The organism is Halohasta salina (assembly GCF_024178165.1).
Classification (GTDB): Archaea; Halobacteriota; Halobacteria; order Halobacteriales; family Haloferacaceae; genus Halohasta; species Halohasta salina.
The window spans coordinates 269,920-282,889 of record NZ_JAMZIE010000001.1 but is presented as its reverse complement, the minus strand read 5'-3'; the positions used below and the strand labels follow the sequence as shown (position 1 = coordinate 282,889).

18 protein-coding genes and 1 tRNA gene are annotated in these 12,970 nt (G+C 66.2%); 9 read left to right on the top strand and 10 right to left on the bottom strand.

Features of this window, described 5'->3' with window-relative positions; translation table 11 throughout:
* Positions 1-83: 83 nt before the first annotated feature.
* The 4 genes from NKJ34_RS01375 (at position 84) to NKJ34_RS01360 (ending at position 1,803) form a co-directional block, all read left to right on the top strand.
* Complete coding sequence (locus NKJ34_RS01375; protein ID WP_253736466.1) at positions 84-560, top strand: HTH domain-containing protein; 477 nt, start codon at positions 84-86, stop codon at positions 558-560.
* Between the two features lie 209 nt (positions 561-769).
* Positions 770-1,027, top strand: coding sequence for a TrmB family transcriptional regulator (locus NKJ34_RS01370; RefSeq protein ID WP_253736465.1), 258 nt, complete (start codon positions 770-772; stop codon positions 1,025-1,027).
* Positions 1,028-1,078: 51 nt separating this feature from the next.
* Positions 1,079-1,675 carry a tRNA (pseudouridine(54)-N(1))-methyltransferase TrmY gene (gene trmY, locus NKJ34_RS01365; protein WP_253736463.1) on the top strand — a complete coding sequence of 199 codons (597 nt, stop codon included), beginning with the start codon at positions 1,079-1,081 and terminating at the stop codon, positions 1,673-1,675.
* 55 nt (positions 1,676-1,730) lie between these two features.
* Positions 1,731-1,803, top strand: a tRNA-Pro gene (locus NKJ34_RS01360).
* Positions 1,804-1,955: 152 nt separating this feature from the next.
* Here the strand turns inward: NKJ34_RS01360 and NKJ34_RS01355 are convergent.
* Complete coding sequence (locus NKJ34_RS01355) at positions 1,956-2,129, bottom strand: DUF5786 family protein (RefSeq protein ID WP_425491741.1); 174 nt, start codon at positions 2,127-2,129, stop codon at positions 1,956-1,958.
* A gap of 122 nt (positions 2,130-2,251) precedes the next feature.
* On the opposite strand from NKJ34_RS01355, the gene NKJ34_RS01350 reads away from it, so the two are divergent.
* A complete protein-coding gene (locus NKJ34_RS01350) occupies positions 2,252-3,301 on the top strand; it encodes a DUF5784 family protein (protein WP_253736462.1) in 1,050 nt (349 codons plus the stop codon).
* 17 nt (positions 3,302-3,318) lie between these two features.
* Here the strand turns inward: NKJ34_RS01350 and NKJ34_RS01345 are convergent, their stop codons facing one another.
* A complete protein-coding gene (locus NKJ34_RS01345) occupies positions 3,319-3,603 on the bottom strand; it encodes a DUF5789 family protein (RefSeq protein ID WP_253736461.1) in 285 nt (94 codons plus the stop codon).
* A 157-nt stretch (positions 3,604-3,760) separates the two neighbouring features.
* Between NKJ34_RS01345 and NKJ34_RS01340 the strand changes: the two genes are divergently transcribed.
* The 3 genes from NKJ34_RS01340 to hemB are packed head-to-tail and all read left to right on the top strand — an operon-like array spanning position 3,761 to position 5,794.
* Entirely contained in the window at positions 3,761-4,558 is a 798-nt protein-coding gene (locus tag NKJ34_RS01340) for a PHP domain-containing protein (RefSeq protein WP_253736460.1), read from the top strand.
* A 25-nt stretch (positions 4,559-4,583) separates the two neighbouring features.
* Positions 4,584-4,748 carry a DUF6757 family protein gene (locus NKJ34_RS01335; RefSeq protein WP_253736459.1) on the top strand — a complete coding sequence of 55 codons (165 nt, stop codon included), beginning with the start codon at positions 4,584-4,586 and terminating at the stop codon, positions 4,746-4,748.
* A 59-nt stretch (positions 4,749-4,807) separates the two neighbouring features.
* Complete coding sequence (hemB, locus tag NKJ34_RS01330) at positions 4,808-5,794, top strand: porphobilinogen synthase (RefSeq protein ID WP_253736458.1); 987 nt, start codon at positions 4,808-4,810, stop codon at positions 5,792-5,794.
* Positions 5,795-5,809: 15 nt separating this feature from the next.
* Here hemB and NKJ34_RS01325 read toward each other — a convergent pair whose 3' ends face one another.
* The 8 genes from NKJ34_RS01325 to NKJ34_RS01295 form a co-directional block, all read right to left on the bottom strand.
* A complete protein-coding gene (locus tag NKJ34_RS01325; RefSeq protein WP_253736457.1) occupies positions 5,810-6,259 on the bottom strand; it encodes a helical membrane plugin domain-containing protein in 450 nt (149 codons plus the stop codon).
* Between the two features lie 4 nt (positions 6,260-6,263).
* Positions 6,264-7,409 (bottom strand): NAD(P)/FAD-dependent oxidoreductase, encoded by a 1,146-nt coding sequence (locus NKJ34_RS01320; RefSeq protein ID WP_253736456.1) that lies wholly within the window; start codon positions 7,407-7,409, stop codon positions 6,264-6,266.
* Positions 7,406-7,534: a hypothetical protein gene (locus NKJ34_RS15715; protein ID WP_256488522.1), complete on the bottom strand. Its 129-nt coding sequence runs from the start codon at positions 7,532-7,534 to the stop codon at positions 7,406-7,408. Before NKJ34_RS15715 ends, NKJ34_RS01320 begins: the two co-directional genes overlap by 4 nt.
* 311 nt (positions 7,535-7,845) lie before the next feature.
* Entirely contained in the window at positions 7,846-7,992 is a 147-nt protein-coding gene (locus NKJ34_RS01315; protein WP_253736455.1) for a hypothetical protein, read from the bottom strand.
* Positions 7,993-8,326: 334 nt separating this feature from the next.
* Positions 8,327-9,010: a LysE family translocator gene (locus NKJ34_RS01310; RefSeq protein ID WP_253736454.1), complete on the bottom strand. Its 684-nt coding sequence runs from the start codon at positions 9,008-9,010 to the stop codon at positions 8,327-8,329.
* A 73-nt stretch (positions 9,011-9,083) separates the two neighbouring features.
* A complete protein-coding gene (gene sufU, locus NKJ34_RS01305) occupies positions 9,084-9,512 on the bottom strand; it encodes a Fe-S cluster assembly sulfur transfer protein SufU (protein WP_253736453.1) in 429 nt (142 codons plus the stop codon).
* Between the two features lie 52 nt (positions 9,513-9,564).
* A complete protein-coding gene (gene otsB, locus NKJ34_RS01300) occupies positions 9,565-10,422 on the bottom strand; it encodes a trehalose-phosphatase (RefSeq protein ID WP_253736452.1) in 858 nt (285 codons plus the stop codon).
* Positions 10,406-11,980 (bottom strand): alpha,alpha-trehalose-phosphate synthase (UDP-forming), encoded by a 1,575-nt coding sequence (locus NKJ34_RS01295; RefSeq protein ID WP_253736451.1) that lies wholly within the window; start codon positions 11,978-11,980, stop codon positions 10,406-10,408. Before NKJ34_RS01295 ends, otsB begins: the two co-directional genes overlap by 17 nt.
* Positions 11,981-12,406: 426 nt before the next feature.
* Here NKJ34_RS01295 and NKJ34_RS01290 point away from each other — a divergent pair, with 426 nt between their 5' ends.
* Positions 12,407-12,955, top strand: a complete 549-nt coding sequence (locus NKJ34_RS01290) for a DUF2062 domain-containing protein (protein ID WP_253736450.1) — start codon at positions 12,407-12,409, stop codon at positions 12,953-12,955.
* Positions 12,956-12,970: the final 15 nt, after the last annotated feature.

Genomic DNA, 12,970 nt, shown 5'->3' with positions numbered 1-12,970 from the left:
CCTGAGGAAACGCCCTTAGCGTACTGAACGTCGGCGCTGAGACGGGTGTGGCATTATATACCGGTGCTAAGCGTACCGCCCCCATGATGATCAACGGGGACGAGAAACCACACCGACGGGTCACGCTCTTCGTGCGGGCGGACCCGGAACTCGGCTGTGAGCAACAGAAACAGACGGTGTTGGATCGACTCGACGATCTCGAAGCCGAAGGCCGCATCGACGACTTCGATATCAACGTGTGGACGAAGGCGATCCGGATCGCGGGGCCGCTCGAAGGGACGACCTACTACCGGCGGGTGTTCGACCACTTCACCACGTTTCAACAGTGGGCCGTCAGGGAGTCGGTAGCGCTGAAATCGGCGTTCAACGTGGAATCGGTCGACTGCGAGATCACCAACGAAACCTACCGGGTGCTGTCGCTGCCGTGTCTCTGTCTGGCCGTCTACGAGGACGACGAGCTGTGTGCGGTCTACCCCCACGTCGACGGCGAGACGACCCGAACGATCACCGACGGGCTCGACAGACTCGACGCCGACCGACCGCTCGAATACGCAGGCTGATAGATACGAATCGAAAACAGTCGACTGCAAGCCGTTTTAGGTGTTTAATCGGTCCGGAAGACATCCAACTGTACCCCACACAACAGCTATTACCCAGCGGGTGGACCACCGAGACGAAGCGTCCGACGAGACCGGTTGTGGGCGTGGTCCCCGACACCGAGAGCGACAGGATACCCCCGCTCGGCTCGTCGGCGTCAACCCACCTACGCATGTCCGATACAGAATCACCCACCACGGAGTCGTACGGTCCTACCGATCCGACATCGGTCACGGTCCCCGCCGAGCTTACGTCGGATGGAACGAAACTCGTCTATCTCTACCTGCAGGTCACCGGGGAGTCGACGGTCGACGAGCTGAATCAATCCCTCGAAATGAAGACGATCTCGCTGCTGCCGATCCTCAACACGCTGGTCGGTATGGATCTGGTTGCCCGCGAGGGCAACACCTACCTGCCGACGGCCGCGTGAGCGCCGAGCGAAACCACCAGCGACTAACCTACCCCGGCGCGAGTCGGGGGTATGCGTCAGTTCATCGTGCTCGGCCACGACGCCCCGACCACCCCCGACTTCTCGTTGTCGGATCTCGCCGGCGGCGCGGGCCGGCTCGACGTCCTGTGTCGGTGTGTCAACGCCGGGCTGTTCCGCTCGCATGGCATCCGCGAGGACGTCCGCGTCCATCTCGTCCTCGACGACGAGTACACGGTCCGGTTCGACGGGTCGACCGCCAAGCGACTGTATCCCAACGAGCGGGCGGTCGCCTCGCGGATCCGGGGCGCACTGGAGGCCCGACAGGACGCCATCGGCCACCAGCCCGCCGACGTCTCGCCGGGCGTCGAACTCTACCGGATGGGCTTCGAGTCGACACTCGAAGCCGTCGCCCGTGAGGGGACGGTCCTCGAATGCCACGAGGACGGCGAGCCGCTGGTCGACGCCGCGCCCCCCGAGAATCCGATCTTCGTGCTGTCGGATCACCACGATTTCACCGCCGCGGAAGCGGAACTGCTGGCCGAGACGGCCGACCGGCGGCTCAGCGTCGGCCCCGAGGTGCTCCACGCCGACCAGACGATGACGGTGGTCCACAACTGGCTCGACACCGCAGGCTACGAGACGTACTGACGTGGGGCAGCGAGAACACAACCGTTAAAATCGGTGGGGGCGTCCGGTCGACTGCGGGCCGGTGGGGTAGCTTGGTATCCTTCGGCCTTCGGGTGGCCGTAACCGCAGTTCGAATCTGCGCCGGCCCACTTTTCCCGCATTCTCAAAACGCCGAGCGTGACGCTACGCACCACGCGGTGTGTGTGTGTGTGTGTGTGTTCTCGGATCTATACCGGCCGCTTAGCTATCTTCGATCGGAAAACAGCAATCGATACCACAGGCCGTGCTGCCGCGTGGTCGGCTACTCACTGTTGAGTTTCTCGAACTGGTCCAGCAGCTCGTCGGCCGACGCGCCCGTGTCGTCGGTCACCGAGCCGCGGAACTCCTTGCGTTCCTGATCGAAATCGGCGTCGACCGTCGACGCCTTCGCTTCGCGCCGCTCGTGTTCGTCCTCGTCGTATGCCCCCATAGACATGGTATACCATACCTTGGAGCGGTGTCAATTTATACCTAACGGTCGTTCAGGTGGATCTCGGCGGCGGGCGAGCGACCGGTGTAATCCGAATATGTAACTACCCCCGTTGTCTCTGCACAGACGTGGCACGACCGCTTCGGTTCAGATACGCCCCGGAGGGCTGGTCGCTCGACCGCGTTCGGTCGGCGATTTTCCAGCCGCTGGATTCGAACCTCGGTGCCGAGATGCGTGGGCCGTGGTACCAGTCGCCGTCGGGGTACGACGCCCGGCGCTTCGAGATGGACAACGGCGATATCGCACTGTTCTGCTGGACCGACGGCGACGAGGGTCCCGACGGTACGGACGGCGGGCCGGCCGGCTACTGGCTCGGGAACACCGAAACCCCGAGTTCGCTCTGGAAAACCGATAAGTACGGCTTTGCGGAGGTTCCGTACCCCGTCCGGCGGTGGGCCGAACGCGAACTGCTGGCCCAACTCCACATGGAGTCGCCGTGGCTTGCGGACTACCCGCATCTCTCTTGGTTCTTCCTGCCGGTCTTCCTCTCGAAGGACGGCCGGGAGACGACCCGGGAGTTCTTCCGAGACCACGCCGCCGGCTTCCCCGACACCTCCCGGGAGGCGGCCCTCGACTACTACGAGTCGGTGCTCCACACCGGCGCACTCGACCCCTATCAGGAGGAGATGGCCGGCAAGCTCGGTACCTCCGACTACATGGATCTGACCCGGATGACCGCCGCGATGGGCGAGTTCAACGTCGCGAAGGTCCTCGTCGACGCCGGCTACGAGATCACCCCCGAGATCGAGGTGACCACGGGTCACTCGATCGACTTCCGGGCGGATCCACCCGACACCGATGGCGGGCAAGGGGTGCTCGTCGAGGTGACCCGGCCGCTGCCGACCGGCCGGCGGGCCGCGGACTCGCCGCTGTCGGCGGTCCGTGATACAGTCAAAACCAAAACCGACGGCCAACTCGACGCCCACGCCGGCGGCGTCGTCCTGCTGGTCGACTGCTCGTCGTTCCCCGACGACGAGTGGGCGGCAGTCGCCGACGAACAGCCGGACGTCCGCCACCGGCCGGCGGTCGTCTTCCGGGCCCGCCCCGACGGCTCGGTCGAAGGCTATCGGAAGGGTCGGCTGCCGCTGTCGCTGGACGACGCGATCACCTTCGTATAAAAGTAGTCGGCGGCTACTTAAAACGAGACCTGCTCGGGGCCGTGTTCGCCGGGCGAATACTGGTCGCGGTCGCTGTAGAACCGCCGGCCGATCGCCTTGTGGCTGACGCCCGTCAGCAGCGCCTGACTAACGGCCTCGGAGTTCTCGTAGGTGTCGTCGCCCAGTCGACCGAGGATCTCGCCGACCGTCTCGGTCCCGTTCGGGAGGGTGATCTCGCTGTCACCGTAGTCCGCGACGAGTTCCGCGGTTGTCGCTGGATAGTTGTGGTCGACGAACGCGTGTTCGGTTCTGGTCAATCGCATACCCAGTTGTGGGTGCCACACTAACTTAATGATTGTCCATGAACTATTGGGAGGTCGACCCTACACCTAATATTCATTAAGGATTGTCAGAGATCGCTTCACCTATCCAGCGACGGTCGTCCGACATCGGTTTGAGTAGTGGTTGCCTACCGCTGGTATGGGCACGGCTCCGGTTGCGGATCTCCACCTGCATACGACAGCCTCCGACGGCGTGCTCACGATGGCGACGCTGCCAGCGGCCGCCCGTCGGGCCGGCGTCGACTGGGTCGCGGTGACCGACCACGACATCGTCCACCCGGCGCTGTCGGCCCCCGTGACCGACCACGACGGGCTCACGGTCGTTCGGGGGATCGAACTCCGGGTCGACACCGGCGACGGGCGCGTCGACCTGCTGGGCTACGGCGTCGACCCCACCCCCGAGTTGGCCGCCGAACTCGACCGACTCCAGGCGGACCGCCGCGAGCGCGGCCGGGGGATTATCGACCGCGTCGAGTCGCGGCTCGACGTCGACCTCGGGATCGAGCCTCACAGCGGCATCGGCCGGCCCCACATCGCGCGGGCGATCGCCGACAGCGACGCCCCCTACGACGTCGACCGGGCGTTCGCCGAGCTGATCGGCGACGACGGCCCCTGTTACGTGCCCCGATCGGTGACGCCGGTCGACCGCGGTATCGAGCTGCTGTCGGCGTCGTGTGCGGTCGTGAGCCTCGCCCACCCGTTCCGGTACCCCGACCCGGAGGCGGCCCTCGAACTGGCGGCCGACCTCGATGCGATCGAAGGACCGTATCCGTACGACCGGCCGGTCGACACCGACCGGCTCGACGAGGTTCGGGAGCGTCACGATCTGCTCGTGACCGGCGGGAGCGACGCCCACGACGAGCGGCTGGGACGGGCGGGAATCTCGGGGGCGGCGTTCGACCGGTTTCGGCGTCGTCTGGCGCGAGCGGTGGGTTAAACCGTCTGGAGCCCCACCGTCGGGTATGCGCTGTCACTACTGCGAGGAGGAGGCCGCGTTCGCGGCCGAAAAGGGTGGTGTGAAAGTCGGCCTCTGTACCGACCACTTCCGCGAGCGGCTCGAAGTCATCAACGACTCCGAGGAGCTCGCCTCGCTCGAAGACCAGCTCGACGTTACCCGCACCGACTGACGGCCCTCAGCCCGCCGTAGAGCGATATCCCTTTGCCGCCGGCGTTCCCATGTCGAGATATGTCATTCGAGCCCAGCGACCGCCCGCGGCGGCTCCGGACCGACGGCATCCGGCCGCTCGTCCGGGAGACGACACTCGACGCCCGCGACCTCATCGCGCCCGTCTTCGTCGACGAAACGACCGACGAGCGCGTGCCGATCGAGTCGATGCCCGGCCACGAACGCGTCCCCGTCGACGAGGCGGCCGCCCGGGTCGAAGAGATCCGCGAGACGGGCGTCAAGGCGGTCATCGTCTTCGGCGTCCCCGACGCGAAAGACGAGGTCGGCAGCGAGGCCTACGCCGACGACGGCGTCGTCCAGCGCGGGATCCGGGAGATCACCGCCAACACCGACGCCTACGTCATCGGCGACGTCTGTCTCTGTGAGTACACCGACCACGGCCACTGTGGCGTCGTCGAGCCCCACGCCCACGACGACCCGACGCTGACGGTCGAAAACGACGACACCCTCGAGTTGCTGGCGAAGACGGCCGTCTCGCAGGCCGAGGCCGGCGCGGACATGGTCGCACCATCCAGTATGACCGACGGAATGGTCGGGGCGATCCGGGCGGCCCTCGACGAGGCGGGGTTCGAGCACGTCCCGATCATGAGCTACGCCGCCAAATACGAGTCCTCGTTTTACGGGCCGTTCCGGGATGCCGCCGACGGCGCACCCGCCTTCGGCGACCGCAGACACTACCAGATGGACCCCGCCAACAGCCGCGAGGCGTTGCGAGAGGTCCGACTGGACGTCGAGGAGGGTGCGGACGTACTGATGGTCAAACCCGCTCTCCCCTACCTCGATGTCGTCAGCGAGGTCCGCCGGGAGGTCGACCAGCCGGTGGCCGCATACAACGTCTCCGGGGAGTACGCGATGCTGCATGCCGCCGCCGAGAAGGGGTGGCTGGATCTCGAAGCGACGGCCTACGAATCGCTGTTGAGTATTAAACGGGCCGGTGCGGACCTCATTTTGACCTACTTCGCCGAGGATCTGGCCGACCGGCTGTAGGCCCCCGGTGGGCGGTCAGATCCGATCCTCGTCGACGCCGGTCTCGAAGTCGTAGCGGCGGGCGCGGGTGTCGAGTTGCTCGCCGAGTTCGGCCAACAGCGTGAGCAGGAAGCCCATCCCGCGTTTGACCTGCGGATCGTTCAGCTTCCGGGCTGCGCCGATCGGCCCCACCCCGTCCGGGGGGTCGGCCGGATCGGCGGCGGTATCGCTGAGCGCGGCGGTGAGCAGTTCGAGGTTCCGGATAGCCTCGGGTTCGCCGGCGGCGCTGTCGAACAGTTCGCCCGCGTGGACGAGCGCCCGGGTCGTCGACCGGACCATGTCCTCGTCGACGGCTTCGGCCGCCAGCGAGACGACGTTCGCCGCCGCCGCGAGGTCGTCGAGCGTGCCGGTCTCTTCGAGTTCGACCAGCGTGTCGAGGGCGTTCTGTACCGATTCGGCGTTCGGATCGAGTTGTTCTCCACTCATAGTATCACGCGAGTCCCCGCGCAGTCAGCCAGTAGGTCTCGTTGTACGCGAGTTTCGCCCAGTGGACGAACTCGGTCTCGTTGCGGATCACCGGCTCGCTGTCGTAGGTGAAGCTCATATGTGAGCCGGAGTCGGTGCCAGCTTCCAGGAAACAGATCGCATCGCCGTCGAAGGTCGTCCGGGGTTCGTGGCCACGGGCCAGCGCGGCTACCCGGTCGACGACCGTCCCGGCGGCGTAGTGGGCGACACTGCCCGCCTTGCTCGTCGGGATGTTCGTCACGTCGCCGACGCCGAAGACGCCGTCGGCGTGGTCGGATTCGAGGGTGTGTTTGTCGACCTCCATCCACGACTCCCCGAGCCCCGACTCCGCGATGAGCGGGCTCGGCTCGAATCCCGGGACCCCGACCAGCAGGTCGTACTCCAGTTCGGTGCCGTCGGCGGCGTGGATCACCTCGGCGTCGGAATCCACGGTATCGAACGCGAACTCCGTGTAGGTCTCGATTCCCCGGTCGTCGAACCGCGGTTCGACCCACTCGGCGGCGGCGTCGACGCTGTGGAGTTGGGAGATCGGGTAGGTGTAGGTGATGTCGATGTCGTCGCGCGTCCCGAGCTGTCGGAAGCGGGCGTCGGCCAGCATCGTGAACTCGATCGGGACGGCCGGACAGACGTGGGGCATCTCGACGACCGAGAAGACGAGCCGCCCGCTGTCGAACGCCGACAGCTCCCGGCGGAGTTCCATCGCCGCCTCGGCGTCGTAGATGTGATGGCCGTTGCCGTCCGCGCCGAACCCCGGGGTCCCCTCGATATCCGGGGCCGCGCCGGTTGCGACGACGAGGTAGTCGTAGGGGATCGAGCCGTTCTCGGCGAGGTCGAGGGACTTCCCGCTCGTGTCGATGTGGGTGACCCGATCGTAGACCAGATCGATCCGCCGGTCGACCAGATCGGCCAGCGGCCGGCTGGCGTCCTCGGGTTCGGCCTCCCCCCACGGGACGTAGAAGAACGTCGGCTTGTAGACGTGGTACGGCGTCTCGGAGACCAGCCGGATCCGGACGTCGCCGCTCGATACCTCCCGGTGGAGCTCCTTCTGCAACCGGTTGGCCGTTACCGTCCCGCCGACGCCGCCGCCGACGATCACGATCTCGGTAGTCATACGCCGACCCTCCGCGGCGGCAGCCGCCGGACCGGTGGGGCGTCGCTCGCCGGCGTCGGGACGGCCGTGGGCCCGTCGACTGCCGGTCGCCGGCTCCCGGTCGTTCCGTTCGGTGATCGACTCATCGATCCCTCCGCGCTCCGAGCGTCCAGTCTGAATTGGCTATCATCATCAACCGTGTAGGAACTGGGAAGGATATCGAATATAAAAATGTGTGTAGATTACAAGACTATGGGAAACCCTTTCGAGGAACCGATCCTAGAATCAGTCTACAATTAGTTTGTAGATTATCCGTTGTTTGATACCCACACAACTACGGCCGGCAGTGAGAGGCAATCGCGGGCGGGAAACGCCGAGCGGTCGGTAGTGGCCGATCGAGGACCGTAGCGAGCGGTCGACGGTGGCGGTAAGAAGTCGTATTGGGGGTGCCGGCCACTCAGCGGGGACAGCCGTCGGTGTCCTCGACGAGTCGGGGGTAGGCACCGAACCGCCATTCGTCGGGCTCGGTGCCGCTCGGACGGGTCGGCTGCGGTGGTGTCTCGACGGGCTCGGGTCGGCGTTCGGCGTCGGTGTCGACGGTCATACCACCACAAGCGTCCCACGAGGGCTAAAACGGGACGGCCGGTGCAACGGTGACGGGCGTCTGCGACGCGCTCGCGCGGGGCGAGCCGGCCGAATCGCGGGCTCGGGGCCGGTCGACCCGCTGTTGGCCGGTTGGACGTGCCAGCGGCCGGTCACAGAAACCCCGAACGGTTGCGGCTATCTCGGTCGACGCTCGACCGACCACAGCGCCGGTGAAATCGCGTTCAGCCCGACTGTAGAGACAGGAAGCCGCCGGTGATCGCGGGGAGGGCCCTCCGAGACCGGGGCAATTCTTGCAGCAGTGTGCCCGTGGCCCGCTCACGTCGGCTGACCGCTCAGAGCAGCGCAGTCGCCCCAAGCCAGCAGAACAGTAGGCCGAACCCCGCGAGGACCGCGGCGCTTCCGGCGGCGATAGCGGGTGCGAAGCCGTCGACCCGCCGGCCGCCGGCGACGAGGGCGGCCGGGAAGGCGGTGACCCACAGCACGATCCCGCCGAAGAAGCCGCCGACCAGCGTCGGACTCCCCGTCTCGACGACCAGATCCCCCACCACTGTCGCGACCGGCGCGGGGACGTGGTCGGCCAGCGCGAGCGTGCCGGGGCGAGCGAGGCCGACACCGACGGTGAGCCAGAAGACGATCTGGTAGGGGTTGGTGATTGCGAGGACGAACGCCTTCTGGAAGCCCGTGGCTCCGACGGTCGTCTCGCCGTCGACGAACCCGGCCTCGGCACGGGCGTTCGAGGCGGCGTCGACGGCGAAAAAGAGCATGAGGCCCCCACCGAGCAGATACAGCAGCCCCGACAGCAGGTCATACCGCTGGACGACCGCGGTGACGCCGACGAGCGTCAGGACGAAGAAGATCGCGTCGGCGAGCAGTGCCCCGAGGCCGGCGCGAACGCCAGCCGTCCACCCGCGGAGGACGCTCTCCTCGGCGATGATCGCGTTCATCGGACCCGGTGGCGCGGCCAGCGAGACCCCGAACACCGCGCCGGCGACCGTCGTTACGAGCAGCGAACTCACGTGTGGTCGCGCCTCGGCGGGACAGCCGTATCACTGTTATGAGTCGACGCTGAATCCGATAACGAGCCGGTCGCTACTCCTCGGTGATCGTCTCGCCGTACTCCTCGGGGTCGAGGTCACCCGTGTGAATCTTCGCGCCGTCCTTGGCGACCTGATTGCCCAACACGGCACAGGGGATCCGCATCGGCGAGATGGTGACCCCGAGCATGTCGACGATGTCGTCGGTCTCCAACGCCTCGAGTTCGTCGAGTGACATCCCGACCAGTCGCTCCGAGAGCATGCTGGCGGAGGCCTGTGAGATCGCACAGCCGTCGCCGGTGAAGCTGACGTACTCGATGGTTTCGCCGTCGTCTTCGAGCCGCACGTCCATTTGGATCGTGTCGCCACAGGAGGGGTTCTCCCCGGTGTGAGAGAAGTCCGGATCCTCGAGTTCCCCGTAGTTGCGGGGGCTCTTGTAGTGATCGAGGATCTGCTGGCGATACATGTCCGAGCCCATTCCCATATACACCAGTTTTGACGTGGCGCTCGCAAAAGGGTTCCGGGGCGGGCGTTCGCTACGCCGCCGGCTCGCGTTCGAGCAGTGTCAGCCCGTCGGTAACCAGCCACCGGACGAACACCTCCGCCTCCGCCGGCGACCGCACCCGGTAGTCGGCGACCGTCTCGCGGTCTCCGACGTGGACGGTGATCCCGTTGGGCGTGATCGCCTCGAAGGCGGCCTCGTCGGTCGTGTCGTCGCCGATATACAGCGGCTGCCAGCCGTCGACGTGTTCCTGGAGTTGGGCGATGGCACTCCCCTTGTCCCAGTCGGCCGCGGGGCGGAGTTCGAGGCTCTCCTTGCCGTCGTGGATCTCGACCTCGTCGTCGCCACGTTCGGCGACGGCGTCGAAGACGTGCTCCCGGACCGTCTCGACTTCCTCGCGGTCGACCATCCGGTAGTGGATCGTCGCGGTCACGCCCTTGTTCTCGACGACCGTCCCCTCGATGTCCGCCAGCCGGCGGCCGAGTTCGTTGCAGATCTCCTCGATTTTCGGTTCGGCTACGGCGGCGTCGGGATGGGTCTCCCGCCGGCCGTCGATGCCGAGTTCCAGTCCGTGGTTGCCGACGTAGTCGACGCCTTCGATGCCGACGCGCTCCCGCAAGTCCGCCAGCCCACGGCCGCTGATGACGGCGGGCCGGACCTGTGGATGGTCACGCAACGTCCGCAGCGACCGCAGGTTTTCGGCGGTCGGCTCGGGGGCCTCGGGGTCTTCCTCGATCGGCGAGAGCGTGCCGTCGAAATCGGTGCCGAACAGCAGGCCATCGGCTACACGGAGTTGTCGGCGGACGGTCCGAAGATGGTCCCAAACCAGCGGTGTGTCGGGACGCGTGTCGGTCGTGTCGGCGGTCTGTGAGGGGTTATCGTGTTCTGACATCGGTCTCTGTCGGTGGGTGGTCGAGTGTGAGCGTCGACGCGAAGACGTCGGCCATCCACGACTGGATGTTCGTCGTTTCGACGGTCGACCGGAGGGCGGTCATCCGGCGGCGGCGCTCGGCGTCTGGCATCGAGAGGGCAAGATCAAGTCGGGACGCAAAGGTCTCGGTGTCGGTCGGATCGATCGAGACCGCCGCATCGCCCAGCAGTTCGTCGGCCCCGGCCCGTTCGCTGAGGAGCAACACGCCGTTCCGGTCGATCTGGGCGGAGACGTACTCCATAGCGACGAGGTTCATGCCGTCGGCCAGCGAACTCACGATGGCGAGGTCGCTGTGTCGACACAGGCCGTAGAGAGCTTCCTCCGAGAGGTAGTCGTCGATTTCGATGATCGGCTGCCAGTCGTCGGTCCCGAACCGGTCGTTGATCCGCTCGACGGCGCGGTCGACCTGCCGGCCGAGTTCGCGGTATTCTGGAATCTCGGTGCGGCTCGGGGTCGCCTTCTGGACGTAGGTGAACTCCCCCAGCCAGTTGGGGTGGGCCTCAAGCAGTCGCTCGATAGCGGCCAGTCGCTCGGGGATGCCCTTGGTGTAGTCGAGCCGATCGATGCCGACCGCGACCTGCTGGTCGTCGAGGATCCCGTAGTCGGCGCGGAACTGCTCCCAGAATCCCTCGTCGGGGGCCGCGGCGTACTCGGCGATCCCTTCGGTGTCGACGCCCATCGGGAACGCTCGCACGCGTGATCTGTGATCGGTGTCGGCCAGCGAGACGGTCCACGCCTCCCAGTCGACCGCCGCCTCGGGGAGCATCGTCGACACGCAGTCGAGGAAGTTCGCACAGTACGCCGGAACGTGGAATCCCAGCAAGTCGTTCGCGAGGAGGCCCCGAAGCAGTTCGGCCCCGTGGGGGCAGTCCCGAAACACCTCGCGTTCGGGCCACGGGATGTGCCAAAACTGGCTCAGCAAGGCTTCGTCGCCGATGGATTCGCGGACGAACTGCGGGGCGAGGCCGAAGTGGTAGTCCTGAAACCAGACGACGGTATCGTAGTCGGTGGGGGTGTCGTGATCGCTCGGGGTGTCGTCGACCGAGTCGTCGGTGTCCGAGGCGACCGTCTCGACGACGCTGTCGGCGAATTTCTGATTGACCTCGCGGTACCGCTCCCAGTGGCGGTCCTCGAAGGTGACCCGGTCTACGAGGCTGTGACACAGCGGCCACAGCACCCGGTTGCTGAACCCGTAGTAGTAGTCGGCGACGTCCGACTCCGAGAGCCAGACGCGTTTGAGCGTGTAGGCCGGATCCTCGGGGGGGACCCGAACCGCATCGTTGTCGTCGGTGGTCTCCCTGTCGGCGTCGCCATCACCCCAAGCGACCCAGGTGCCGTCGGTCTTTTGGACGACCGGATCGAGGCCGGCTGTCAGCCCGCCGGCGGGGCGGTCGACGGCGATCTCGTCGTCCTCGTCGAAGGTGTGGCGGTACGGCTGGCGGTTCGAGACGACGACCAAGTGCCAAGCTTCGAGCACCGACAGCACGTCGTCGAGCGACGGGTCTCCTGATTCAGACATGGGTGACCTCGGAGGGGAGACGAACGCCGCCGGGGGTTCCAGGGGCGGGTCCCCACCGGAGCCGGCGGTCGGTCCTGCGCGTGTCGATACACAGTGCCGTTGTGGCGGATGGTGCGTCCGCTGGTGGCCGAGAGACCCGAGCCGGGGCAGCGGCGCAGACAGCCGCGTCAGGTGGAGGGTGTCGGATACTCATTGCAGGGTCCAGACGTCTCGCGGTCGGCCAGCCACGAACTCCGGCGACTGGGCGACGAGACACTGATGCAGTCGCGTGAGCGCGAGACAGCCTCAGAGGCGACAACGGCGCCTGTCGGAATGTCGCTGTTGGCCAGCCTGCGGCCGACTACGCAGTAGATACATACCGGATACGTACACACGCCTGTCGGCAATCCGTACCTATTTGACCCTAAGCCGCATCTATACAGTCGCATGCGTGCCCGGCTGAACCGGTATCTCGAACGGGTCCAGGAGGAGCTCTTGGAGGCGTTCGCAGGGGACTACACGTCCCAAGAAATCGCCGGCAGCTTCGCCCTCGGCGTGTTCATTACCATGCTACCGACGCTGGGCACCGGACTGCTCGTCTTCGTCGTGCTGTCGTACCTGTTCGCACGGATCAGCAAGGTCGCCCTGTTCGCCTCGGTGCTGGTGTTGAACCCGGCGGTCAAATGGGGTGTCTACGGCACCAGTATCAGCCTCGGGACGTTCCTGCTCGGCCCCGTCGAGGGGATCGAAAGCGTCCGCAGTGCCGTCTCGCTGGATGTCGGTTGGGACGTCCTGGTCCGGCTCTGGGTCGGGAACCTGATTCTCGCGGTCGTGGCGACGGCCATCGCCTACCCGCTGGCTCACAAAACGGTCACGAGCTACCGCAACCGGGAACTGGGACTCCTCGAGACGGTCACAGATCCGATCGCCAGCCGAGTGACGACCGGATCGGAGTCGACGGCCGACACCGCCGACGAACAACCCGACGTCGAGTAGTCACCGACCCCGGTT

Bases quoted from the DNA above. Each gene is read 5' to 3' on its own strand.
- NKJ34_RS01375 (WP_253736466.1), top strand. From the start codon at position 84: ATGATGATCAACGGGGACGAGAAACCACACCGACGGGTCACGCTCTTC.
- NKJ34_RS01370 (WP_253736465.1), top strand. From the start codon at position 770: ATGTCCGATACAGAATCACCCACCACGGAGTCGTACGGTCCTACCGAT.
- trmY (WP_253736463.1), top strand. From the start codon at position 1,079: ATGCGTCAGTTCATCGTGCTCGGCCACGACGCCCCGACCACCCCCGAC.
- NKJ34_RS01355 (WP_425491741.1), bottom strand. From the start codon at position 2,129: ATGTCTATGGGGGCATACGACGAGGACGAACACGAGCGGCGCGAAGCG.
- NKJ34_RS01345 (WP_253736461.1), bottom strand. From the start codon at position 3,603: ATGCGATTGACCAGAACCGAACACGCGTTCGTCGACCACAACTATCCA.
- NKJ34_RS01340 (WP_253736460.1), top strand. From the start codon at position 3,761: ATGGGCACGGCTCCGGTTGCGGATCTCCACCTGCATACGACAGCCTCC.
- NKJ34_RS01335 (WP_253736459.1), top strand. From the start codon at position 4,584: ATGCGCTGTCACTACTGCGAGGAGGAGGCCGCGTTCGCGGCCGAAAAG.
- hemB (WP_253736458.1), top strand. From the start codon at position 4,808: ATGTCATTCGAGCCCAGCGACCGCCCGCGGCGGCTCCGGACCGACGGC.
- NKJ34_RS01325 (WP_253736457.1), bottom strand. From the start codon at position 6,259: ATGAGTGGAGAACAACTCGATCCGAACGCCGAATCGGTACAGAACGCC.
- NKJ34_RS01320 (WP_253736456.1), bottom strand. From the start codon at position 7,409: ATGACTACCGAGATCGTGATCGTCGGCGGCGGCGTCGGCGGGACGGTA.
- NKJ34_RS15715 (WP_256488522.1), bottom strand. From the start codon at position 7,534: ATGAGTCGATCACCGAACGGAACGACCGGGAGCCGGCGACCGGCAGTC.
- NKJ34_RS01315 (WP_253736455.1), bottom strand. From the start codon at position 7,992: ATGACCGTCGACACCGACGCCGAACGCCGACCCGAGCCCGTCGAGACA.
- sufU (WP_253736453.1), bottom strand. From the start codon at position 9,512: ATGGGAATGGGCTCGGACATGTATCGCCAGCAGATCCTCGATCACTAC.
- otsB (WP_253736452.1), bottom strand. From the start codon at position 10,422: ATGTCAGAACACGATAACCCCTCACAGACCGCCGACACGACCGACACG.
- NKJ34_RS01295 (WP_253736451.1), bottom strand. From the start codon at position 11,980: ATGTCTGAATCAGGAGACCCGTCGCTCGACGACGTGCTGTCGGTGCTC.
- NKJ34_RS01290 (WP_253736450.1), top strand. From the start codon at position 12,407: ATGCGTGCCCGGCTGAACCGGTATCTCGAACGGGTCCAGGAGGAGCTC.